At 61.0% G+C, this 21,913-nt stretch carries 23 protein-coding genes and 1 pseudogene; 13 read left to right on the forward strand and 11 right to left on the reverse strand.

Features of this window, described 5'->3' with window-relative positions; translation table 11 throughout:
• Positions 1–424: 424 nt before the first annotated feature.
• From E3T35_RS06125 to E3T35_RS06140, 4 genes are all read right to left on the reverse strand, one after another.
• Positions 425–961 carry a DUF1643 domain-containing protein gene (locus E3T35_RS06125; RefSeq protein ID WP_134378136.1) on the reverse strand — a complete coding sequence of 179 codons (537 nt, stop codon included), beginning with the start codon at positions 959–961 and terminating at the stop codon, positions 425–427.
• A complete protein-coding gene (locus E3T35_RS06130; RefSeq protein ID WP_134378137.1) occupies positions 958–1,530 on the reverse strand; it encodes a recombinase family protein in 573 nt (190 codons plus the stop codon). The genes E3T35_RS06125 and E3T35_RS06130 overlap by 4 nt, the downstream gene beginning before the upstream one ends.
• A 233-nt stretch (positions 1,531–1,763) precedes the next feature.
• Positions 1,764–3,833 (reverse strand): hypothetical protein, encoded by a 2,070-nt coding sequence (locus E3T35_RS06135; RefSeq protein WP_134378138.1) that lies wholly within the window; start codon positions 3,831–3,833, stop codon positions 1,764–1,766.
• Positions 3,834–3,965: 132 nt separating this feature from the next.
• Complete coding sequence (locus E3T35_RS06140) at positions 3,966–4,445, reverse strand: recombinase family protein (protein ID WP_255577966.1); 480 nt, start codon at positions 4,443–4,445, stop codon at positions 3,966–3,968.
• Here E3T35_RS06140 and E3T35_RS06145 point away from each other — a divergent pair.
• Entirely contained in the window at positions 4,417–4,815 is a 399-nt protein-coding gene (locus E3T35_RS06145; RefSeq protein ID WP_255577967.1) for an SOS response-associated peptidase, read from the forward strand. The genes E3T35_RS06140 and E3T35_RS06145 overlap by 29 nt on opposite strands.
• 76 nt (positions 4,816–4,891) lie before the next feature.
• Complete coding sequence (locus tag E3T35_RS06150) at positions 4,892–5,287, forward strand: hypothetical protein (RefSeq protein WP_134378141.1); 396 nt, start codon at positions 4,892–4,894, stop codon at positions 5,285–5,287.
• 203 nt (positions 5,288–5,490) lie between these two features.
• On the opposite strand, the gene E3T35_RS19170 is transcribed toward E3T35_RS06150, so the two are convergent.
• Positions 5,491–5,655, reverse strand: coding sequence for a hypothetical protein (locus tag E3T35_RS19170; protein ID WP_166789848.1), 165 nt, complete (start codon positions 5,653–5,655; stop codon positions 5,491–5,493).
• 181 nt (positions 5,656–5,836) lie between these two features.
• On the opposite strand from E3T35_RS19170, the gene E3T35_RS06155 reads away from it, so the two are divergent.
• From E3T35_RS06155 to E3T35_RS06175, 5 genes are all read left to right on the forward strand, one after another.
• Positions 5,837–6,262 (forward strand): hypothetical protein, encoded by a 426-nt coding sequence (locus E3T35_RS06155; protein WP_134378142.1) that lies wholly within the window; start codon positions 5,837–5,839, stop codon positions 6,260–6,262.
• 533 nt (positions 6,263–6,795) lie between these two features.
• The gene (locus tag E3T35_RS06160; protein ID WP_134378143.1) at positions 6,796–7,233 is read left to right on the forward strand and encodes a hypothetical protein; all 438 of its coding nucleotides are present in this window, start codon (positions 6,796–6,798) and stop codon (positions 7,231–7,233) included.
• Complete coding sequence (locus tag E3T35_RS06165) at positions 7,230–7,595, forward strand: hypothetical protein (protein ID WP_134378144.1); 366 nt, start codon at positions 7,230–7,232, stop codon at positions 7,593–7,595. Before E3T35_RS06160 ends, E3T35_RS06165 begins: the two co-directional genes overlap by 4 nt.
• A gap of 166 nt (positions 7,596–7,761) precedes the next feature.
• Positions 7,762–8,166, forward strand: coding sequence for a helix-turn-helix transcriptional regulator (locus E3T35_RS06170; protein WP_166789849.1), 405 nt, complete (start codon positions 7,762–7,764; stop codon positions 8,164–8,166).
• Between the two features lie 47 nt (positions 8,167–8,213).
• Positions 8,214–8,495: a hypothetical protein gene (locus E3T35_RS06175; RefSeq protein WP_134378146.1), complete on the forward strand. Its 282-nt coding sequence runs from the start codon at positions 8,214–8,216 to the stop codon at positions 8,493–8,495.
• A gap of 506 nt (positions 8,496–9,001) precedes the next feature.
• On the opposite strand, the gene E3T35_RS06180 is transcribed toward E3T35_RS06175, so the two are convergent.
• Positions 9,002–9,460, reverse strand: coding sequence for a hypothetical protein (locus E3T35_RS06180; protein WP_134378147.1), 459 nt, complete (start codon positions 9,458–9,460; stop codon positions 9,002–9,004).
• 310 nt (positions 9,461–9,770) lie between these two features.
• On the opposite strand from E3T35_RS06180, the gene E3T35_RS06185 reads away from it, so the two are divergent.
• The 3 genes from E3T35_RS06185 (at position 9,771) to E3T35_RS06195 (ending at position 12,203) form a co-directional block, all read left to right on the forward strand.
• Positions 9,771–10,373: a nucleotidyltransferase family protein gene (locus E3T35_RS06185; RefSeq protein ID WP_166789850.1), complete on the forward strand. Its 603-nt coding sequence runs from the start codon at positions 9,771–9,773 to the stop codon at positions 10,371–10,373.
• Positions 10,373–10,786, forward strand: a complete 414-nt coding sequence (locus E3T35_RS19550) for a hypothetical protein (protein ID WP_198420997.1) — start codon at positions 10,373–10,375, stop codon at positions 10,784–10,786. The genes E3T35_RS06185 and E3T35_RS19550 overlap by 1 nt, the downstream gene beginning before the upstream one ends.
• A gap of 832 nt (positions 10,787–11,618) precedes the next feature.
• Positions 11,619–12,203: a DNA-binding protein gene (locus E3T35_RS06195; RefSeq protein ID WP_134378149.1), complete on the forward strand. Its 585-nt coding sequence runs from the start codon at positions 11,619–11,621 to the stop codon at positions 12,201–12,203.
• A 9-nt stretch (positions 12,204–12,212) separates the two neighbouring features.
• Here the strand turns inward: E3T35_RS06195 and E3T35_RS06200 are convergent, their stop codons facing one another.
• Genes E3T35_RS06200 through E3T35_RS06215 form a run of 4 tightly spaced genes read right to left on the reverse strand, consistent with a single transcriptional unit; the run spans position 12,213 to position 19,205 of the window.
• Entirely contained in the window at positions 12,213–13,427 is a 1,215-nt protein-coding gene (locus E3T35_RS06200) for a Wadjet anti-phage system protein JetD domain-containing protein (protein ID WP_134378150.1), read from the reverse strand.
• Positions 13,424–16,846 (reverse strand): ATP-binding protein, encoded by a 3,423-nt coding sequence (locus E3T35_RS06205; RefSeq protein ID WP_134378151.1) that lies wholly within the window; start codon positions 16,844–16,846, stop codon positions 13,424–13,426. The genes E3T35_RS06200 and E3T35_RS06205 overlap by 4 nt, the downstream gene beginning before the upstream one ends.
• A complete protein-coding gene (locus E3T35_RS06210; protein WP_134378152.1) occupies positions 16,843–17,676 on the reverse strand; it encodes a DUF4194 domain-containing protein in 834 nt (277 codons plus the stop codon). Before E3T35_RS06210 ends, E3T35_RS06205 begins: the two co-directional genes overlap by 4 nt.
• Entirely contained in the window at positions 17,673–19,205 is a 1,533-nt protein-coding gene (locus E3T35_RS06215; protein WP_198420998.1) for a DUF3375 domain-containing protein, read from the reverse strand. Before E3T35_RS06215 ends, E3T35_RS06210 begins: the two co-directional genes overlap by 4 nt.
• 268 nt (positions 19,206–19,473) lie before the next feature.
• Between E3T35_RS06215 and E3T35_RS06220 the strand changes: the two genes are divergently transcribed.
• The 3 genes from E3T35_RS06220 (at position 19,474) to E3T35_RS06225 (ending at position 20,860) form a co-directional block, all read left to right on the forward strand.
• Complete coding sequence (locus tag E3T35_RS06220) at positions 19,474–19,920, forward strand: uracil-DNA glycosylase family protein (RefSeq protein ID WP_134378153.1); 447 nt, start codon at positions 19,474–19,476, stop codon at positions 19,918–19,920.
• A 248-nt stretch (positions 19,921–20,168) separates the two neighbouring features.
• Positions 20,169–20,300, forward strand: a complete 132-nt coding sequence (locus tag E3T35_RS20010) for a hypothetical protein (RefSeq protein WP_255577965.1) — start codon at positions 20,169–20,171, stop codon at positions 20,298–20,300.
• Positions 20,300–20,860 carry a hypothetical protein gene (locus tag E3T35_RS06225; protein ID WP_134378154.1) on the forward strand — a complete coding sequence of 187 codons (561 nt, stop codon included), beginning with the start codon at positions 20,300–20,302 and terminating at the stop codon, positions 20,858–20,860. Before E3T35_RS20010 ends, E3T35_RS06225 begins: the two co-directional genes overlap by 1 nt.
• Before the next feature lie 490 nt (positions 20,861–21,350).
• Here E3T35_RS06225 and E3T35_RS06230 read toward each other — a convergent pair.
• Positions 21,351–21,899 (reverse strand): annotated as a pseudogene (locus tag E3T35_RS06230) (integrase core domain-containing protein); the annotation flags it as partial.
• Between the last annotated feature and the right edge of the window lie 14 nt (positions 21,900–21,913).

A 21,913-nucleotide genomic window follows, 5' to 3' on the forward strand; every position in this document is an offset into this window, starting at 1 on the left:
ACGCAGGCGCTCCGTAGTCGGCTCGCGTTCCTAATGACGGGACAGAAAGCAAGACGACCCAGTCGTCTCTAATCCTATCGGTGGGATTCAGCGACGCGCCCTGGCCGACTGTGGCTCGGGAGTGTTGTTGCAGCTTCCAAGAAGCCCTGCTGGTATCCGTCGCCGCGTTGTCGTCAGCGCCGACCCTCAAATGGACCAACGACACTATTGACCCCGTGCTCCGGGCAAATGAACGCGATGCGTGCACCCTGCCCGTCGACGGCGACGCTGGGGGCCTGATAGCAGCCTCCGCCACACTCGGAGCACGTCCGGTAGTCCTCGCTGGCTGGCACACGGATCGGCACACCACCTGGTCCCTCGAGCTCGTGGTACTCCATGTCTCAAGTGTTCCGCGGGCCATGAACGATTGCACTCTTTTTGATAGTCAGCTCAAGTAAACCTTCGGACCGAGCATCGGTAGGCGTGGGCCGGGCGGACTTGGGTGCCGCGGATTGCCTTCGTTGGTCAGAAGGTCCCAGGTGAATACTCGGACGCCACTCCGGTCGAGCATTGCCTGAACGGTGGTCTTCGCTCGTTTCAGGGTCGCGTGGGGCATATTTCCCCACGCGCCGAGAACCTCGGTTGCACCGTGGTGCACGAGGACCTGCTCGATCGCAGCGCAGTTCAATGCCGACAAGGCCGGATCGAAGCTGGAGAGTTTGCTTGGTTTAGGTGAGCGCTCTGGATAGAGATTGAGCATGACCCAGCCTGTGTAGCCGTGATGCTCGCTGGCCTCAATAACCCGCTTGACAGTTCTGTCGGCCTCCGATTCTTTCGCGTGTGAGGGATTCATGCCGATCACGACGAGCGGTTGGGTGCCGACGGCTACATTTGCGACGTTCCCCAACGCAAAGCGGTGAGGCGGTACTCCGGGGTTCGGCTCCCAGAAGTCGGGCTCTTGGCCCATCGGGTACTTGATCATGATGCAATCCCTGCCGCTTCGTTCGTGAGTACGGCGTGCACAGTACCAACCGAGACGCCCAGCGCCTTCGCGATCTCCCTGATGGACTCGCCTTTATCGCGTCGCGACATGATCACAGCGCGCTTGTCATCGTCAATCACACTGGGGCGGCCGCCAACCGAGCCACGCTGCCGTGCCGCGGCAAGTCCATTCTTTGTTTTGCGCACGATGTCACGCCGGCGGTCCTCCGCCAAGGCCAAAGCCATGTCCAGGATGAAGCCACGCTCCGTGTGCTCTCCGGTGGCGATGCCATCTAGCACTTTGACCGCGATGCCACGCTTGAATAAGTCATTGAGCACAATGAGGCCTTCGAGTAAGTTCCTGCCAAGGCGGTCAACCTCCTGCACCGCGAGCATGTCACCGGGTCGCAGGTAGTCGATGGCTGCGCTAAGGCCCGGGCGCTGGTCAAGGGCGAGCTTGCCACTGACCTTCTCTTCGAAGACTTTGACGCAGATCTTATCTAGCGCATCGTGCTGGCGTTCGGTTTCCTGCTTCGTGGTGCTGACGCGTACCAATCCAACCAGTGCCACATCGATCTCCGTTCAATAAACGTGTTCCGTTATACCTATTCAACGTATCAGTTATTGAACGGGTTTATGAACGATTCGGTGGCGTGGTCGGCTCGTTTCGCATTGGACTGTTCAGCGTTCGAGATACGACCGTTTGTTGAACGGGCTTGTCGGAAGCGGAGTGGCGTGATCATCGGTCAGCTGGATGATTCTGGAACCCCATACACAGTCCATCTGACACCCACGAGAGGTCGCTACTTCTTGCTGATCAGCCCAGACACGCCTGTGATGAACAGACCTAGCAGTAGCCAAGACATAAGTTTCACTGCCATCAAGGAGTTGCTGAGCCATTCCGTGCCTGAGACCCACCATGCCGATGACTGCCCAGCACCCAGCGGAGACAGTACTACGTCCAACGCATACAAGTGCGGGATGAGTTCCGGATACGCGACGGGTGTGGGAGCAGTCTCCGCTGTCGTGACGTGTTCAATCGCGTCGCGCGCGACGACAGCCACTGAGCGCTCAGTTGGGTTGAATGCTTCTCTATTCAAGTCGACGAGTCCCCACGCCACGACGAAACACAGCGCAAGCCCCACCAGTGCTCGAAAGGAGTAGTAACCATGACCGATTGTCAACTTGGTCAGAGGGCGCCAGACGAACTTCACGAGCCAATTTTGCCTAAAGAGTAGCTTGTCTGTGGCGACATAGCGAAGATGACGGGCATCCGCAAACCTCCCCGCTCGGTCATAAGCATTCGCAAATTCGAACCACGGTTGAGAGTGGAAGGGCTCGTTTGGTCCGGCGTCGAGCCATCCTTCGACCAAGGCCACACGGCTTCCAAGATCGCCCGCAATCGAACGAACGGAGATGGACTCGGTCAGCGAAAACTTCGGGATCTTCGCCACTCCATCTGCATCGAGCCCCACGTCTTCTACTTCAAGTGTTCCCAGGTTCGCGTCGGTGAAGTCGTAGGTAACCCCCGAGAGTCCACTGTTTAAAGCGAGGCGTTCGATCGTAGCGCCGCGCGCGTCAACGAGCTTCTTCTTAGACTGCTCTGTTGCCGGTTGAATTTCTGCAATAAGCAGAATGCCTGCGATTTTTGCCGATGTGAGCTCCACCTTGGTCACTAATGCTGTATCGAGCTGGATGTCGCGACGCACCTCGGCGGCAGCTAGGTTGAAGTGCCCCAGGTTGGCTTGCTTGCCGGAATCAGCTGGAACAACAATGTCTCCGCCAACGAAGGCTCCTCTCAGGCTCAGCCCCGCGCCGACTTGCGCGCCGTCCAGATCAATATTGCCTGCGATATTGCAGTCGCTAGCATCGACGGATTCCAGGTCGCATTGGTCAATTTCTAGATACCCAGTGGATGCAGAGTCAATGTTGAGGGTGGCACCGACTATCGCCCTGAGGAATATACCTCCGCTCACTTTCGTGTCTGAGAGGAAGATCGGATACCTCATAGGAGTGGCAGGATCTAGCGAGTCCAGGCATTCAAAACGTGAGCCCCTCAGGCTTATCTGGCTGCCGATTCTTGCACCATGCATTCTCAGGCTACCGGCGACCTTCATCCTTTCTCCGACTACTGAATCCCCGACTTCGATGGCCTCGAGTTGCAGCCCGATCTGCGTCTTTGTGGCCGACCCACCCATCGCAATCGTGCATTTTGATAGCTGAAGAGATCCTCTGATGTCGGCCCCTGATCCGTTCACAGAACCGACAAAGTGTGATTCATCCATGACCACGTCACCGTCAACAGATGCCAGGCTGAAGTCCAGCCCGCACTCAGAAGTTGGAAGTGCAAAATATTGGCTATGACTTAGGTCCATTGAGGCGGCTTTAGCCCTGACCAGACTCACCCGCCCGCCAATCCGGCAGTTGATCATCATGAAGTCATGCGCGATGATCGTATTTTGCGCACTGATGTTTAGGACAGAGGCTGAATGCAGGCCGAATTCTGGTGCTTGAAAATTCTTCAGGTGAAGGTCACCGGTGAAGCGAACCCCCGTGAAGCGGAGCGGAAAGTCGAAAACGCAATGCGATAGATCTAGGTCCCCGTAGATCTCCACACCGCGAATATGGACTCCTCTTGGGTCCGGAGAAAGCTGGCCGTCAGTGAGGCATTCGCGAAGCGCCTCGGCGCTGAGACGCGGAAGTCCATGATGGCTAACCCGCCGACGCAGGTCCAGGTCAGTAACTCCCGTCGCCATGTCAAATACCCTGCCTGCTCGTGCATCTACGCGAAGATGACGTATCAATTCACCGGACTCAGAGTCCTTGGGGACAGTTGCGGCAGTGTTATCGACTGACTCTGGAATGGCTCGCATGGGATGACCCTACCGGTTACGTAGCACCACAAATAAACCGCCAGCGCGTGGATCGCCAGGTCTCCATCTAAGCCTCGCAGAAATGACGCGCACTGCACGTGCCGTACTCGTCGTCAGTAGGCTCGCCTATGGTCAGGCGCTGTCGTCCTTGGCATACTTCCCCGCGCCGTTGAGGGCGGCGTAGAGCGTCTGTCGCGATACCCCGAGGTCTCGGGCCACCAACGCCTTGGGCACCCCGGCATTGACCCGCTCGCGGGCTTCATCGATCTGATCCAGCGCGAGCTTCGGAGCCTTCTCGTACTTACCGTCCTGCTTAGCGATGGCGATGCTCTCTACCTGACGCTCCCGGATTGTCTTACGCTCCAGCTGAGCGATCGCGGCAAGGACCGTGAGCATGAACTCACCTTGCGGGGTGTCTGAATTCAAGGCGGGGTTGTCAACGAACTTTAGCGCGACGCCCTTGGCCTTGAGCTGTTCGACCAGCGCGAGTAGGTCAGTCGTTGAACGTGCCAGGCGGTCCGGTGACTTCACCCGAACCTTGTCGCCATCGCGCACGTAGGCGAGCATCTCCTGGAGCTCCGCCCTGTCGTGGGCATTCGAGTGGCAGCAGATGGACGACGGAAAACAGCCCTACTTCATCCATGGTGATGGTGACGTGCTGGCTGCGGCCGGCCTCTGCGCGGCCCGCCAGGAGGACGACGTGTGGAAGATCTCGTTCACGATCATCACGCGCGCAGCACGGGACGCGTCCGGAGAGATCCACGATCGCATGCCCGTGTTCTTGACCCCGGACGTGTGGGGCCAATGGCTGAGCCCGGAGACGATCAGCGACAAGGAGGAGGCCCTCTCCATGCTCGACCGCAGTTCCGTCGCTGGTGCCAAGACCGTGACGGCGTACCCGGTGTCTCGGGGAGTCAACGATGTCCGCACCCTCGACAGCGAGGATCCTGAACTTATCCGGCCTGCGGCCAGGACGGAGTAGCGCGTTGGATGGCAAGCCGATTGCCGGATCCGCCCTAAGTGCCTCGCATTCGCCCAAGATCCAGCAGACTGACATCATGACAAAATCACTGTCTCCCAGTGCTGACATGCTCGGCGGGGGCCACCCGCTGTTCTGTGTGTGGGACTTCGCAACCGAAACGTTCTGCATCGAGGTCGATACTCGAGTCCTGGAAGTCGCTCCCTTTGGCAAGCATTTCCCTTATTTCGAGACCGTGCTTCCCGTCGCCCGCTTCAACCCCACGGGTGAGATCGGATTCGCATTTGTTGAGGACGGGCCGAGCGGTGACGACTACTTCGAAACATCGGTAACTGTCCATCGCATTTCCGCCGCCGGAGCACTGCTTGGAACCTGGAACTCCGGCGTGATCGGCATCGACAAGGCAGAGGCAATGATCGAAAGGCTCCGTGGAGGAACCCTCGCTCCGACGCCCCAGTTCTCTCACGACGTCTAGCCCTGAGGTCAACGGCCACGATTCACTCGAAGGTCGAGAGGTTGACCGGTGCTTGGTACCGCAATTTCAGGAGGGTGTTGGTTCCTCTGGTTACCGAGGTTCTGCTTAGAGTCCGGTTTCGTTCGGCTCGTCTAAACGGGGTGACCGGAACCTATAACGCGGCGGCCTCGCTCGGATCGTGCCGCAGTGCCGAATTCAGACGATCAGCGGAACTGCTCGCGCACCGCATTGGCCTGGTGATCATCCAACCGCCAACGCGTTTCTGGCGGTGTCAGCTTTCCCAGCATGGTTCGTAGGAAATTTCGGATGCGCAGTTGACTGACCCCCAGCTCGCGCGCAAGATCGGCGGGGGTCACGAAATCATCCATGGTGCGATCGTAGTGGTTCGTTGCAGGGTCCCTTACTCGCTGACGTCCGCCCACAGGTCGTGGTTGGACTCGAAGGTGTCAGCCAGCGTCCGCGTCGAGATTATCCCCGCATGCTCGCCGAATGTCTCAGGCAGGAGATCAGGGTCGGCGGTGGCCGGTCTCTAGATGCCACACTTGCACTATGACAGCCGATGCCGAAACAATCCCGCTTCGCGTCACCCTTGGACACACCGGTGACGACAGCCTCAACTTACGGTTCCCCCCAGAGTACGGAGAGGAGCTTCTGTCTCTCCTCGACGAGAACGGCATCGGCCACAACACGGCCCTCGAGATGTCTGCGGGGCCAGCCGAGTGGATCGAAGTCGTGGACGTGCTCGGCGCAGCGGGAGTAACAGGCTTGGCCGCCCTCGCGGTAGTTATCAGCAAGTTTGGTCATCGGCATGATGGCAAGCGGTTTGGCCTCAAAATCGACGGGGTTGAGATAAACGCAGACGGCTACTCCGTGAAGGAAATCGAGCAGCTGCTCAAAAAATTGCCGCCAAAACAGGCTGAGCTAGACGCTGAGACGCGCAGGGTGCTTGGCAGGACGCTTGAAACGGATGACTGAACTCCACTGAAGTGCTGCGACAGAGGTATCCCGCCTCGACCCCAGGCCGATCACGAGCGAGTTGAGCGGATGCTAGCCGACGCCGGCGGCAGTTCTATCCGCGGTCGCTTGCTAATAAGGCAGCTCTCAACATGGTGCTGCTCGACAAGGCGGTGGAGGCTGCGCTCTTCTACGACGTCGTGCGGCGTTACACCGGTGACGCGAGCTGACGGAGCGGATGCGCTCTACGTGCTCGTCCTCCGGCCGAGCCGGGCGGGGATGCGAGAGGCATCCGGCCGCGCCGGGCTGCTTGATAAAGTTATCAACGCATAATTGACATATATAGTCCGTAATGGGACTATATATGTATGCATCTCTCCACGTCTCAAGCCGCGACAGAGCTGGGAGTCACCCCCCGGCAGGTGAGGCGATCTGCTGCCAGCGGACGCGTTGTTGCCACCAAGTACGGCAGCTCACACGCATTCTCTCAGCGACAGATTCAGGCTCTCGAACGCACAGCGCACCGAGGTCGTAACTGGACAGACGCTGTGCAGATGGCTGCTCTTGACCTGCTCGCTACTAAGAAAACCTCTGACCTAACCAACGCAGCGCTGAGCAGCACCGAGCGAAGCCGACTGAAGCAGCGCATCCGAAGCATGGACGTCGGCGCGCTGGCCGGCCAGATCCTACGCGGCCGCGTGTCTCTGCGACGAGCGGCAAGCGACGAGGCCAAGAGTCGTTTCGTAGCCGCGCTGGCCAGTGAGCTTGGCCTCTCCGCTGGTGGCGGACTGGGCATACTGGTCTCACAGGACGCCAGCCGTGCGGCCAGAAGGGCACGTCTGGGCCTCGATAACTCCGGCGACATTGCTGTTGTTGAAGGCGAGGAGGTGCACCAGAGAGTTCTCGAAGCGTTGGCTCTGTACATGTACGGCGATGCGCGCGAATGCTCAGCCGCGACCCACTGGATCCAGGCTGCACAGGGAGCCATATGAACGACCACCCACAGATCAGCGCTGTGCTGAGTATCCGAGAGATCACTAGGCGACTGAACGCTGCCCTGGGCGGGACGCTCGTCGCTGCACTGGCTGGCTCGAAGGATACCAAGGCCTCGCACAAATGGGCCAAAGAGGGCGGACCTCAGCCGCGACCCGAGGCAATCAAGCGACTCGCTTTTGCCTACGAGCAGTGGCAGAAGGTCTCCGAGGCCGAGGGTGAGCACGTCGCCCGGGTGTGGTTCATCGGCGCCAACCCGTGGCTTCACTATGACACTCCGACGAATGCGATCCGCGAGGATCGTCTCAAGGAGGTCAGTCGCGCCGCCGACGCCCTCATTGACGATTCGTTTAGCGGGTGACCGCGCGAATCTGCTCCAGCAGTGCTCGCAGACCTGTGTCGACAGGACCTGACGGCATTCAGCAGTCCTGGAACTCTGCTGTTCCATTTCGGAGCTTTTTGGTCCTATGGAACAGCAGAGTTCCATGCTTGAGACATGGAATACTCGTATCCCATTGGGGGTAGATATGCTCATCAACGACCTGGTCGGGCTCGGCGAGCTCATCCGTCGGCGCCGAGCCGAACTCAGTCTTTCGCAGACTGACCTAGCAGAGCAGATCGGCACCACCAGGCAGTGGGTTTCGCGCTTGGAGAAGGGCAAGAACGACATCGGCACCGCCCGGCTGCTCGCGGTCCTCGACGCTCTGGAGCTGAATCTCGAGATCCGGCCCCCGCAGCCCGACAGCGCGGCGAAGGTTGCCCGTGAAGGCACCTGGCGGCAGTCGCTAATCGCGTCAGATACGGTGCGTGCGCTACTCCAGATGCGCAAAGAGTCCTCGGGCCTGAGCGCAGGCTGGACCTCGGGCCTGAGTGCAGCCCCACCTGCCCTCACAACGAGCGTCGACCCCGGCGACCTGGAAGCGGGGCGATAAGCAGCTGCATCCCGTATGCCGGCCGCCCGGACGACGATCGCCGCAGAATGGACGCTGCATTCCGCAAGACGAACCTCTCGATGCGCATTGCAGCAGACTATCCAGCTGGTCAGCAATCTTGGTTCGAGTGGGGCGCGATCGCCAGAGAGGCCGGCCTCAGCCGTGTCTTGGTCACTGACTGGGCGAGCGCGGTCGCGGATTCTGTGCCACAACTGAGCACCGCCGCTGCGTCGGCGCTGCCAGCGCACCTCCAAACTGACATCGTCGCGCGGTTCGTCGAACGCGTGCCGATCCGTGCAGCTCAGGTGGTCGCGGCGATCGCTCGCTGAGTCACCGCCTGAAGGTTGGTGAACGTCTCCGAGCCACGGTCCAAACCGGCCCCGGTGTGGCCAGCCCTGACTTGAGCCGGAACGGCCGGCACTACGATGCTCTGTGCTAGCCGGCCTGGCTCGCACGAGTCGCAGCGCGCCGGTTCCGGAGCATCGAAGAGTTCGCGTCTGCGCGGGCTTCCTCGAAGATCTGGTTGCGCACGCTCTGCTCGGTCAAGTCGCGCAAACGAGTCGAGCGCGGCGGCGTGCGGTCGATCCGCGGCACGCACTCGAGGAAGACATCTAGCCGGTTACGAGCTCGCTGTCTTGGCGAGAAAAGAAACTACTTCGCGGCGGGTGTCTGAGACAGCTTGACGATCCACTTTGGCGTCGCTACGCCGCCGCGGCGATCTGCGTTCACTCGAACACGCGCGGCTACGGCCTGAGCTCTCGGGCTAGGTCGGCTGTCGCTCTGACGTTGCTGAATCTCGTTGATCGTCATGGTGCGCCTCCTGATCCTGTATCCATTATGCGCGCGGGATCCTGAAAATACCACGTATGGCACTGAAGATTCGAGCGCGGCTGCCAGTTGGTATGGGCGCATCATCGTCGTCAGCGGACGGTACTTCGCTGGCAGATGCTTCGTCGGCAGGACCAGCGGATACCTCCGTGAGCCCTTTGTCCAGGAACCACTGCGTTGCCGCTTTGATAAACGCTCGTTCTGGCTCGGTCTTCGACTCGAGCGCGTCGAGCATTTCGAGGCCGGTTATCTGCGTGGTCTCCTCCTCCGCCAGGGTCAGGTTTAGTGCGTACTCAGCGCGCTTCCACCACTGCTCCTTGCGGGAGTTCTTCGTCGTCGCGATGTAAGCGATAACGGCAGCGACGACGGCCAAGCACCCTGCGAATCCGGGAGACTGTGCGAAATCCGGGAACCAGAAGAGGTACGTGCCGCAGAAGTCGCGCAGATTGTCGAGTACCGGGCCCATCCGCCCAGCATGCCAGAAACACCAGCATCCCAGAGACAGAGGACGAGCCGGACGTAAATCCGCAATGGCGCATCTCGTGTTTGCCAAGGACAACCACCACTAGTCCCGCTCTAATTTGTGTTTAGCAACGGTAAACACGAATTAGAGCGGACCCAGTGTGCCACTGGGTAACAGGGAGCGGTGTAGAACGGCGCTTCGATGTCCAGGCCTCTATCCGAGAGTTACCTGAAGACTTGAGCCATTTTTGTATCACGTGTATCATGGAGGTATCAGCTTCACAGCCCGCTTGGAGGATTCGATGGATCTCGGGATGCCACTTGTCACTGTCTTCGGTCGAACTGAGGGCGCAGTCCTGACCGCCCTCGCGCGCGGGTCGGCGTCGGTGAACGGCCGCCAGATCGAACGTCTCCTCGGCGGAACGGTGAGCATCAGAGGCGTGCAGGGAGCCTTGGCGCGTCTGACGCGGGCCGGGCTCGTGCTGACAGCGTCCCGACAGGCGGAGACGCTCTACCGGGCGAATCGGGCGCATCTACTCTGGTCGACCGTGGAGACGGCGATGAATGTCTTAACTGAGTTCCGTCAGCGCATCCGCGATCTTGCCAACGAGGGCGCCCCGAACGGAACCGCTGTAGTGCTGTATGGGTCGGTCGAACGAGGTGAAGCCACAGCCGACTCCGACGTCGACCTGTTGGTCGTGTACCCGGACGACACACCAGCGAGCCTCCGCGAGGACTTCGTCGACGAGTTGGGGCGACGCGTAGAGCTCTGGACCGGCAATCCCGCACAGGTGATTCAGATCACCGTGGACGGCCTCGTGGAATCCGCAGGACGTGGTGATGCGCTTGTCGATCTGTGGCTGAACGACAGCGAAGTCCTGATCGGTGAACTCCCGACGGTAGTCCAGCACCAGTAATGGCCCGCAAGGGTAGCAAGCGCCAGAACATCGACCGGCCCGCGATCGAAGCTCGGCTCGCAGACGCACGGAAGTTCCTCGAGGCAGCCGAGATGTTCGTCGAAGACGACACCGTGTCCGCCTGGAAGGTGGCCGGCTCTAATGCGGTGAACGCGGGCATCGCGGCCTCAGACGTCATCTGCGGCATTGTCCTGGGAGAGTACTCCCGCAGCGGAAACCACAACGACGCCGTGGCCCTTCTCGTGGAAGCGACTCAGCCGGACGCTGCGCTGCGCAAGCATCTCAACGCGCTGCTGGCCGATAAAAGCAGCTACCAGTACGGGACAGCCGGTGTCCGACACGCTGCGGCCCGGGCGCTCGTCGAACACGCCGCGAAACTGGTCGCAGAGTCGGAACGTCGCGCGAAGCGATAATCCCCGCGTCGCCCTGCCCTCGCGCTGAAGACTTAGCCGCCTTGTCTCCTAAGAGTCGCAGCGCGCCGGTTCCGGAAAAGCGAAGAGTTCGCGTCTTTGCGTGCTTCCTCGAAGATATGGTCACGCACCTTCTGGTCGCTCAAGTCGCGCAGCAAGGGCACACCGGGCCGTATCACGTGCGGCTGTATGCGCGTGATCTTCCCTGGCGTAGACATTGCGACAAAACGCTCAGTGGGCATCTTTGGCCAAGCCACAGGTTGCGCAGGCGCCGGGGAGCGATTCCCAATACTTGTGGGGGAAGGCGCCCGGTCCGCCATAACTGTTCATCGCCTCCTTCAGATGGATGCGTCCCTGACCGCACCGACCACAGCAGTCATGATCCGGGATCTGCCAGTCTGTCTTCTTGTTGCACGGGGAGTGACTGCATACGTTGTAGCCACCTGCGTGGTTGCTCCAAATGCGTTGGTCAGTCATTCTCGAGTTCCTCTCGGCGGCGCGTGAACCGGCTCGTAGCCAGTCTGGCGTGTCTCGTCGCGGATCCGTAGTCCGACGCCGATATGCACGGACTCTCGTCAAGGGTCGACAGTCGCAACCCGCCTTTTCAACTTAGCCTCATCTCACTTCAGGGTGGTTGGCGCCCCCCAAGGGTCGGCACGCTGGCATCTCACTAGAACCAAGCGTCAGGCTTCGGACGCGGGGGTCTGGGTCGTACTGGCTCACCAGATAGGCGGGATCAGCTGCGCTGAAGTAGTATTCCTACTACTACTACTACTACTACTACTACTACTACTACTACTACTACTACTACTACTACTACGTGATGTGAGGGACCATGACCGAGGCCAGCACCGAAGCGCGAATCAATACAGCAGCCGACGACATCGAGCGAGAAGGGGGGAAGCCTACTGTCGCCTCTGTCCGGGAGCGCGCTGGAGTTAACAACGCGGATGCCACCCGCTATCTCCGTGGATGGCGCGAGGGACGAGCTTCATCCGGCGCGACGATCGCGGCGCTTCCCGCTGCGCTCGTGGAGCAGTCGCAACGAGTCGCAGGCCTGATGTGGACGGAAGCGTCGTCATTGGCTTCGGCATCACACGCTGCCGTTGAGCGGGAATGGCGGGCGCAGGCAGCGACGTTTGAGGTCGAGATCGCTGAGCTCGTCGAGAATCTCGACGAGGCCGACCGGTCCGCAAGCGCCACCGCCGAGGCTCACACAAGCGAGCGCGCCGCCCACGACGCTGAGCTACTCCTAGCTCGGACCGACGAGGCCCGTGCCAAGGCAGAGCTCCAGGCCGCTGAACAGGCAAAGGTGGAGCTAGAGAAGGAGTTCGCCGAGGAGCGCGCCACCAGCCAGACGCTGCGTGAGACGCTCGCTGCTCTAATTGCGCGTATACCCGCTGCCGAGGCGGGTAAATAACCCGTCAGGTCAAGTTGACACGGATACCGCGGTGGCGGTGGCTGCGGCCGCCACGGTAGCCACGACTGTTGCGTGAGCCACCATAAGCGGAATCCTCTCCTGCTCAATTCGGCGATTCCGTGACCACGCGGTATGTACCAGGTCGAGGTAGAGCCGGAGCTCGTCGCCAATGATGTGCGGCACAGCGCGAGGGTCGCGCCAGGTCAGGATGGCGCCGCTCTTGTCGACGTTGGTGCTGTACCTTTCCCAGCGATCAAATGACGCTGTATCCATGAATATCGAGCGCGCAGGCACGCCCGCCGCCCGGAAACCGTTGAGGATCTCCAGCCCGTCGGCATCCATGTCGCCCCAATAGATGACGACCGGGGCCCGTACGAGCCAGCCGAAGGACGCGAAAGTCCCGCCGCCACGGCCGTCGCCTTCGACGCTGATTGCACCCGTCATCTCTGGGAAGTTGACGGCAGTGTCTTTGTTCTCGGAGATGATCAGAACCTCCGGCGCATACGCCGGCTCGAAACTGTCTCCAACAGTGGCGCTGTCGTGCTTGCGACCTCCGCTCGCGAGATGGCTAGGGTCGAGGTAGGTGAAGTGGATCCTCGATGGGTGATTCTGCGCAAGCCCGAGGTCTGGCTTCCCAGCGAGGGTCGCCACCAGATGCTGCCTGGTGTTCAGCCATTTTGCATGGAAGCCCTCCAACGGCACCTGGCGCGGTGTGAGACCCTCCGCAGAGTTCTCAGCGAACCACGCACCGGCCCTCAGCAGCAGCTCGAAGTCGACGTCGGTGAAGCCGTCGACAGCCCTGAGCAGACCGGAAAGTTCCCCCAGCTCCGGAAACCGCAGACGCATAGCCTGTAGACGGGCACGCCCCCTCTCAAGACGTTTCGGCCACTCACCGCCGCAGATGCGTGCAGCGTCATCGAGCGAGGGTGCGACCAGGTGCGACGGAATCGAATAGGTGACCCCACCGATGCGTTTGCCACGGTCCAGGAGCTCAACGTCGAATCTCCGCGCCCAGGCGCGCCAGTCGTCGATGAGTCCAACCACGGCGGCGAAATCCGCGGAGAAATCCGCCTCGATGGTGTGTGACGAGCCGCCCAAAAGCGGGAACCGGTGCGGCCACCACGCTGTTTCGTCGCTCCCGTTGCTCTCGTTGGTGAGCGCTCGTGCCCAGGTCCTCACCAGCCGGCGCTCGATCTCCTTACCGATGTCAGCTGGCGTTTTCATCCTGTGGTGGCTGGGTTATCGAGCCCGCGATTGAGCCCGCGCATCTCAAGCACGTAGGACCGGTGCGTGGCGAGATTCTTAGCGATCTCCACAATGACATCTGCATGTGGCTCAAGAGAGGGGGCCTTGTCGACCGGAGCACCGATGATCAGCTGGAACCCGAGGCCGCGCCAGGCCTCGACCGCGCGCGACGTGAACTGCCCGTCCGCTTTGATGAATCCCTCGTCAAGAAAGACCGGGGCAAACCTCGGTCGTGAGCGTTGCTGGTCGCCGAGCTGGAACCGCAAAGCGCTGCCGACGATGAAGGCGATCAGCTCCTGCATCTCGCCGCCGCTCTTTCCCTGCAATGACCGGTAGATGCTGAGCGGCTCCCCGTCGAGGCCCCGGCGTTGCGCGGTGATCTCGACGTTTCGACGAACATCGAGCAGCCTGTCGCGATCCGCCACGTCCCGGAGATCCTGCGGCAGCCGAACGTCGTCCTTGCCCCGGATCTGCGCCATAAAACGCCGCAGAGCCTTGAAACGAAGTTCCAGCTCCTCATCAGCGAGACCCGTTGTCGCCATGCGGGCATGCTGGAGGAGCTCCTTGCGGAACTTCACCACGGCCTCGGGTTGCAGTCGGCGCAAGTCGATGTAGAGCCGGTCGTTCGTGGCGCCGAACGGCAAGTCCTTGAGGATCAGGTTGATGGGATCGAGGCGATCCTCGATTTCCTCGACAGCTGAGCTTAAAGCAGTGGCCAACTGCTGCAAGTGCTCGCCACTCCACACCAGCAACCGTCGCCGCCACTCATCGCGCCGTTCGCGCAGACCCGACTGCACGATCCCATCGAGGATGGCTGCGTAATCGTCGTAAAAGGCAACTGTCGTGCCGACATTCGAGTCGTCGTCCGGCAGCTTCTTGTACCGCCTAAAGATCGTCTCGATCTCCAGCGTAAACCGCGTCACCTCGGCGCTGGCTGCGTCACTGCGCTGCGTCAGTTCATCGCGCAAGCGTTTGAGATGCTGCTCGAAAGACTCGGGAAATTCAGCCTCGCCTGCGAGCACCTTCACCCATAGGGCGTCCAGATCACGCGCCAACTCGTCACGGAGGATAACGACGCCGGCATCCTCGACGCCGGCAAGGACGGGATTGATCTTGTCTTCGAGATCGACGTAGTCTCCATGCTTGCCGTCGAGCGTGCTGATCGCAGCGTTCAACCCGTGACGCAGCCCCTGCACTTCCTCAAGGTCGCTCTCGAGCTGCGTAATCTGGCGGTCAAGTTCGCCCAGGACGTCGTTGTTGTCGCGAATCTCGTCACGACGTCGCGACAGTTCCTGCATCTCCACCACCACAGCGGCAACGTCGAGATCGAGCCATTTCTCGTCCAGGACACGGGCATACGCCTCCTTCTTCGAGCTGAGGGACGCGATCTCTGCCCCGATCCGATCAGCCTCCTTTTCAGTTGCCGTCAGCTGCGCCTCGAGGCTCTGCTGCTCCTCAGCAAGTTCGACCTTCAGGTCGGCGTTGTCGAAGCCGATGACATTGCGCAAAGACTGACGGCCATGGCTGCCTCGCCTTCCCCTCCGGGTCTGACCGGCAGGCGTGATCCGGAGATCGTTGCCACCAAGCTGGCTAGGTCCGGCGACGCACAGCGCGTTGCGTGAGGAATGCGACACGTAGTCGGTGACCCAGCTCTGATAAGGCGAGTCCTTGAAAAGAAGCTTCCCGGCGATGCGGTCGGGCTCGAGGATCAGCTGCTGCTGGGTCTGCGACTGGGACACGCCCTCGAAGTTCAGACGCCCCCTCAGGTGCAACGCATCGATGCTCCGAGAGAAGTGCTCCAGATGCTCCAGGGGAACCAGCATGAGTCGGCCGCCGCTGTACAGCGAGGTTTCGATCGCGGTACGCCAGTGCTCCTCGTCGGGCAGAACGTCGATCAGCTCGGCAACGAAAGGAAGATCTGAGAGATTGAGCCCAGAGGCTTCTGCGGCCGCCTGGCGCATGTCGTCCAGGTACTGGTCGATCCGGCCGGAGCGGTTGCCGAGAGACTCCAATTCCGCGCGGATGCCCTTCATGCGATCCCTGAGCGGCCAGCTGTAACCTGTCACCTCGTCGCGATGCTCGACCAACCGGTCCGCTTTGTCCTGATACTCGCCGAGGAACTCGCGTCCCTTCTCTTGGAGGCTGTCAAACTCCATACGGGATGCTATCGACGCGTTCAGCGACATGGTGGCCTTGACGAGTCGGCCCCGGCGGTCCTCGCGAGCCTCTACCTGACGCTTGGCTGTCTCGATCTGAATGCCTAACTCGATCAGCAGGTCGCCGCCTGCGTCACTGTGCTCTTTCTGTGCTGCTGCGAGCTGGCGCTTGAGTCGTTCCTCGCTTTCGACGAGTTCGTCCAGCGTCGCGCGGTCGACACGAACAGCCATGCGGTTCTTCTCGATGGCGCGAGCGAGGATCTCGCTGTGCCGACGCATACGCCAGAGCCCCGCCGGGGTGGATTCAGCATCCAGCGCACCGAGCTCGTCGTCATTCTCGATCGCTTGTTGTGCCCCGACCAGCGCCGCGTAGGCGCTTGTGATTGGCTCAAGCAGCTCGGCGCGCTCTTGGGCAGTCACCATCTCCTGGTAGACGTCCTCCAGCCGGTCGAAGTGCTCGATCGCCGCGTCTGCCTTCTCATACGAGTCGGGCGTCTCGATCACGAGATCCTTGTACAGCTTGTCCACCGTGGAGATGTCTTCGCTGGCCTGGATGCGTGCCAGCAGCCGCAGCGCGTTCGTGCCGTCACCGCCCATGCCGATGCCTAGTTTGACGAAGAGCGCCTGCGCAAAAGAGTTGTACGAGTCGAAGGTGGCCAGATCGGGCCACGTCGCTTTCAGCTGACGCGGCGGGAAATGGTGCTCTCCGACTATGGCGTACGGCTTCAGGTCGCGCAGGTCGAATTCGCCGGCAATCGCCATCAGGCGCATAACGCCGATCTCGGATGCGCGCGAGGCGCGCGTGGGAACGAAGTATGCGCGCATCGCCGTATAGCGCTCACCAGTGTCGCTGACGAACGTCATCGCCACTGCACCCCAGGTGGGCGTACCGCGACCCCGCATAACGTGGTCGACGACTTCGCCTTCTTCGAGTGTGTCGTCGAGTTTGCCGCGGAGATAGCTCAGCAGGTTCCGCTGGTCGGCCGAGCGAGCACGCCCTGAGCCGGAGTCGTTCGAGGCACCGTTAAACGCCACGTTCGGCGGCATCATTAGTGCGAGGTATGCATCCAGCAGTGAGCTCTTACCCGCGCCAGACAGCCCGCTAATCACGGTCACCTCGGGCGCAAAATTGACGCTGGCGTGCCCGTGAAAGCCGCCCCAGTTCACGACCTGGAGTTGTTCGGCCCGCCACTGCGGCTCGTTCGTCTCGATCATGGCCGAGATCTGCTGAACCAAGGTCACGAGAGCTCCTCTCCTACTGCTTCGTCATCAGTGGGACCACCGGATTCAGTGCTGACGTGTTCCGTGCTTACGTCCTTCGTGCGCACGTTGAGCCACGTCAGCAAATTGTTCAAGGTGGGCATCGGGAGCATCGGCTCGATCGCCGGCGAGATGCGAAACACGCCGTCCTCACTAGTGCGCACAAGAAGCCCGGCGCTCTTGAGCGCAGTTGTTGCCCTGTCCGCCCTGCGGTCGTCGGAGACCTGGTTGGTAGCGGACTCTGGCCGATTCTCGCGGAGGTACTCCAGCATCTCTGCCTGACTGACCCGGGACTGAACCTCGCCACGAACTTCGTCGTTGCGGGCCCGGACCCGAAGGAAGACCAGCAGTGCGGTCTCCTCGCGCTGCCAGATCGTATCGTGCACGAGGGTGGGGAAATCGCGACCCCCGGTGTCGGAGGTGACGGGGCGTTTGTAGGCGACCTCGCGCTTCGAGTCGAACTTCAGCTCGAGAAAGAGGTTATTGAGTTGCCGCGCAATCACCTGCCGGGAGGCGACGAGCGTCTTCCACTCTCGCGGATGGCTTTCGGATGTGATGAACCGGTTCTTCAATAGCAAGACCAGAACGCGGCGTTCATCAAGTTCCAGTCCACCTTCGTCGCCATCAAAGAGTGCATGCGTGGACGGTGGTTCAACATCCTCGTCACCCGCGCTCGCACTTCCGTCGTCGTAGGAGGGGTACTCGGCCGTGTCCTCGACGCGGTCGCCGACGCGGTCCTCGACACCAGTCACAGGTGCGTCAGCCCAGTCGGGCTGCGCCACGTTGTCACGGATCTGCTCAATAGGGCTCACAGTTCTTCCTCCTCAGGAGAGCTACCCGGCGCAAGCACCGGAACTTGGAAAACCCGCGTTGTCCCATCGGAGCGGATGGCAAAATACGGCTCGGTGTCGGGAATGAGGGCTAGATCATTGCTGTTGGTTGCCAGATGCAGAAGACCCAGCACGTCCACTGGCCGGCGCAACGGTTCTGGTAACTCGGAGAACAGCTGGCCCAGGCTCCACCCGCCTGATCGGTCCATCGCTGTTTCCAGTGCCGCCTGAAGCGCAGCATCAAGCTCCGCCATCCGCGGGCCACCACGGCGGCGAAGCTCCTCCATGGAGAGCCCTTCAGGCTGCTCGTCATCGGCCTCCGGAAGATCCGGAAGTGGCACGTCGTCGGAAGGGTCGTAGTACCGCTCTCGCAGGTGCTCGATTTCCATCTGCCCAGGCAGCAGGCCGACCGGCACGCTCTCCCGTGGTCCTGCCGTCGACAGCCACGTGGAGACCCCGCCTTGCAGGGACCTCAGTACACGGTCGAGCTCTCGGTCCTTGGCAGCGTCCCTCGTCGTGATGTAGGTCCGAAGCACCTCCGTGACCCGGCTTCGCTGATCCAACACAGAGTCCAGCCCCTGCCGCATGAGGGGCACAATGCCTCGCAGCCCCACACGATCGCTATCCACCAGGAACGACTCGCCCTGACCTATCAAGACATTTACATCACTGCGGAGCTGATTCAAGAGATCGTCATCACGCAGGAGCGCGAAGGCGCCATCGAACGCGCGCCCTTCAGGCGTGGCGGTCATCAGGTGGTCGATGCGCTCGAGGTACCGATCTATGACTTCTCCCGGGACTCGACGTTCTGCGCGGAAGTCCTCCAGAATGTCGGTACGTACAGTGCGAAAGGCCTCTTCGACGCGCTTGAAATCCGACGGGAGCTGCGAGACGAGCGAAAGCAGCTCGTCGAAGCCCTCGAGCATCCGGTCCTCGGTCATCGCCTTGATCTCGCCGCCGGCCTCGAGTCGATCGTGTTCTACAGTCAACTCGATGATCTCTGCGGCCAGAATGGCGATGCGCGCCTGACGATCAGGGTTGCTCTCGCGATTGATCCGCCTCGCCGTCGCGACGATGTTCGCGATACGGTGTTCGCTCAGGCCCGTGCGCTCCTGACGGAGGTTCGCGATGAAGTCGAGCGCCTGCTGTGCGTGCGAGGTCAGCGAGTAGACCTCGTTGCCATCCTGAGCTGTAGACCTAATGAGCCACTGGGCCGCTGTCCAACGCATGCACACCTCGCGACCGGACCCCGCGGGCACCTCAGCAGTGCCTGAGGTGGCCATCTCGGCGAGCAGGCCTTCGACCAGGACGTGGAGCCTCGCAGTCGGCACCATCCGCATATCGCGCGAGAAGCAGGTATTCAGAACAGCGACGACCACCGGTGCCTGCCGTTGGTTCAAAAGCGACAGCGTCGGCCTCTTGAATGCGTCGGCGACCCGAGCAAGCTCCCCAGTTATCTCACTCACGTCATCGGTCCCCTCGCCGTTGGATACTCCTGTCGTGGACAGCATGGCAGCAACCACCGACACAGCTGCCTGACACGGACACCTTCCAGCTCGTAAACGAGCACAGATGCGCGATTGATGAGAAATGTCACCTCATCTGGGGCGCTCCCAACCCCTTTTTCTGCGCAGCCTCATCTCACTTCAAGGGTCTCGTTTTTTACCCCCGATAATCGCACTTATCCCTACACTGGGGCGTACCGCCAAGTAGTCACGACGACGGGCAGAAGTTGTCTGTCGCTCGGCGCAGCGAGTGGCAAAGCGGAAGGCCAACAGTATGACCGACCTCATTGGGTACCAGGAGCGCGTCGAGTGGATGGGTGCTGAGGTGCTCACTCTCGCTGAAGTCTGGCCTCCTCGACCGCGGGCAGTGATACTGGGGATCAATCCCTCGCTGACGAGCGTCACGGCGGGTCATTACTATCAGGGCCAGGGCGCGCGCGGTCGAATGATGATGCTGGTGAAAGCTGGCCTGCTGAAGGTCAACGATGGCGAGCGTCAGTTCGAGCGAGCTGCGCGTGAAGCCGGCGTCGGTTTTGCAGACCTCGTCCGACGGCCGACCCCGAGCGCAGCTGACCTGCCCAAAAACGAGGTTAAGTACGGCAGAGCGCAGTTCGAAACGAAGATGGCTGCGCATGAGGTTCCGCTCGTCATCGCAATCTATGCCCCTCCCGTCCAAGGCTATTGGAAAAGAAGGTACAGCCTGGCTACCAGAGCGAGTTGACGTCCCGGGGCGCCCGCGTATTCAACCTCCCGCGGCCTTACTCGAAATCCCAGTTGGCAGCAGAGGTTATGGCAACGCTTCGTTTGGAGTAGCAGTGTGGATCCCTGCGTAAAAGGCGCCCAGGTGACCCGCGCGGCAGCCTCACCCTCAACTGGCCCACACACACGTCGCATACCCGACGTGTCGGGGGTAGCTGCCATGCTTGTGCCGTTCAGCAGACTGCTGGCGAAAATTGAGCGGGGTATGCCATGGACGAGATCAAGCGCGAATTCGAAGTTGTAGTCCCAGACGGACTGTCCGATGCTGAAGAGGCGGCGCTGATCGAGGCAGAGACCGAGCGACAGGTTCAAAAGCTCCTCGGGGACATCAGCCCGTTCTGATGGCCGCAGCAGGTCGCGTGCCGCCGACACCTAATGATCGCGTTCGCATGTTTGTGTCCTCGGTGGCCGACTACGAGGCTATGAGTGACATCTTTCCCCTTTCCGCATCGTTCGTCATCGGCGTGACGAGAGATCCGGCCGACTACTGGCGCCACGTCATGCATCTGGCGCTTCTGCGCAAGTACTTCTACGGTGCAGACCACCTCCACCTCGCCAAAGTCATCGATAGCATGGTGGAGCTCATCGTGGAGGAGCAGCCGAATCAACGGGACCACTTTGCAGCCCTGCGCGAGGGTGTCGGCGATTTAGCGAAACGCACCCACACGATTTACAACGTCGATGGCGAAGCGCCTAGAGGTGAAGCTGGCATTGCGATCGATGATCTCTACGGTCGGCACTTGCACGGTGATTATGACCGTTGGGCCCGAACCCAATCGACGCCGGCAGTGTTCACTGAGATGGCGTTGACGTCCTGGTGTGGGGATGCGCAGCGTACGCTGCGCTTGGTGTCGCAGTCGCTCGACCTGGGACTGGAGGAGGGATCGATGATTCTCGAGTAGTGGGTGTGCAAGCCGACGGCTCGTGCGAGGCCACCGTATCGACGCTCGTCAGCCCCAGGGACGCTCTCTCGACAGCTTCCGTGAGGGGCTGGAAGGCCGCCCAGGTTTCGCCGCCGCTGCCGCGTGCTGGATCTACGACAGGCCTCCGGGAAGGCGACGAATGGCCGGGCGATGTTAATAGCCTTAATGCAAGTTAATAGAGATTCACAAGCAAGCCTCTGACCCGCTGCCGATCGGCGCCTCGCAGGAACCAGAGCGGTTGATAAAGTTTTCAGCCGCCGCGCGCGGTGATAACTTTATCAACCAGCGCGCAATGGTCTGAATAGTCCGTTCAGGCCGCGGATTCGACACCATTCCAGAGGCTTGGGCGGGCCACATTGACGAGCTAAGCCACTGACCCAACGTCGCCTGGGCGCTTGATCAAGTTAACGGCGGCCTCTACTGCGTAGATATATTTCGCGACCAGCTCACGGCCAACTGGCCCAGAACCTCACGAAGCTTCGGCCCTATTCTTCCTACGGACGTTGTGAACGCGGTCGATGGGTGACTTGCCGCCGATACCGGTATGGGGTCTGTGGTGATTGTTGCCGTGGATTCAGTCTTGGTAAGTGGTCGAGTGGGCTCGGTCTGAGGCGTAGTGGTGGGCGCAGGCCCATTCGAAGTAGAGGGTGCGGTGGAAGCGTTCGATTTTCCCGTTGGCTTGGGGCCGGTACGGCCGGGTGAACTTGTCCTTGATGTCGCCGAGGGCCGTGTTGATCACGCCGGAGCGGTAGCAGGAGCCGTTGTCGCTGATCACGCGCAGCACCGTGACGCCCAACGAGAGGTAGTACGCGTTGGAGCGCTCCCAGAACCCTGCTGCGGTCGTGCTCTTCTCGTCGGTCAGGATCTCTGAATACGTCACGCGGGAGTCGTCATGGATCGCTGAGTGTAGGAACGAACTCCCGATCGGCATGGACTTCTTCCGATTCTTCCTGCCGACGGTATGTCCCAGGGTTCGTCAACCGCCGCCGTCCGGGATGCGGCCGAGCTTCTTCACGTCCCCATCCCGATCGC

The sequence above is a fragment of the Cryobacterium sp. TMT1-2-2 genome (genome assembly GCF_004403505.1).
GTDB classification, from domain to species: domain Bacteria; phylum Actinomycetota; class Actinomycetes; order Actinomycetales; family Microbacteriaceae; genus Cryobacterium; species Cryobacterium flavum.